Here is a 1021-nt window from a genome sequence, read left to right as displayed (position 1 = left end):
ATGCATCCCCCATGCAAAACAGCATAGCGAACCAAGTCGAAGACGACCGTTTTTCGGTAATGCCATAACAGCGCTTCTTTCGCCCCTTCGTCGTACAAATGGCGGTACAAAAAGACGAGATGCCATCCGGCGATCGGCACGGCGATGCCTTGGATGACGGTGTACGGCAAAAACGGTTCGTCGGAGCGGGCGGACAAGATCCCCATCAACCCGACGCACAGCCCATAGACGAGAAACGGAAACCAGTACAATCGGCCGAGCAAGCGGCGGTCAAAAGAAAAATGATGGGCGATCGTCTTTTTATCCATGCGTTTCCGCCTCTTTCAACAACGCCAAATATCCGTCCATCAGCCGCGGGGCGACGCGCCGACCGATCGGCTCTTCGGACAAGACGCGCACGACGACGTGGGAAGGCTCTTCGCTCATTTGCACGACTTCGTTGGTGGCCATGATCGAGTCGAGTTCCGCAAACGGCACCTCCAACTCATACGTATAAGGGGCGGCTTTTTGCTTGAGCTCGTCCGGGCTGCCTTCAAACAGCACCGTGCCGCGGTCCAACACCCCGATTTTGGTGCACAGAAATTCAATGTCCTCGACAAGATGCGAAGAGATGACGATCGTATGATCGTGCCCCAGCCGCTTCAACAAATTGCGAAACCGTACGCGCTCACGGATGTCAAGCCCGGCCGTCGGCTCGTCAAANNNNAGGATGGACGGCTCCCGAAGCAGCAGCATGGCAATGCCCACCCGCCGCCGCATGCCGCCGGACAGCTCGCGCATTTTTTTGTTGATGTGCGAAGACAAGTTGACTTGTTCGATGACCTTCTCGATTTTGGATCGGCAGGCGGCGGGATGTTCACCTTGCAAGACAGCGAGATGCTCAAGCACTTCATACATCGTCAGCTCCGGGTACATCATAAACTCTTGCGGCAAATAGCCGATCTCGTTCACCCGTTTTACTCTCGTGCCGGTGCTGATCCGTTCCTCCCCCAGCAACACCTGTCCGGCATTGAACTCCAAC

The 1021-nt window shown here is 55.9% G+C and carries 1 protein-coding gene and 2 pseudogenes; all 3 read right to left on the bottom strand.

Going from position 1 to position 1021, the window contains the following annotated elements:
- Nucleotides 1-308 (bottom strand): annotated as a pseudogene (locus tag VU18_RS19300) (hypothetical protein); the annotation flags it as partial.
- Nucleotides 301-702, bottom strand: a pseudogene (locus VU18_RS19295) (ABC transporter ATP-binding protein); the annotation flags it as partial. The pseudogenes VU18_RS19295 and VU18_RS19300, both read right to left, overlap by 8 nt.
- Nucleotides 703-706: 4 nt before the next feature.
- Nucleotides 707-1021 (bottom strand): ATP-binding cassette domain-containing protein (locus VU18_RS19290; protein ID WP_236687306.1); only part of this gene is annotated, 315 nt, incomplete at both ends.

This window comes from Geobacillus sp. ZGt-1, from assembly GCF_001026865.1.
In the GTDB taxonomy this organism is placed as follows: domain Bacteria; phylum Bacillota; class Bacilli; order Bacillales; family Anoxybacillaceae; genus Geobacillus; species Geobacillus thermoleovorans.
This window is presented reverse-complemented; position numbering and strand designations above follow the sequence as displayed.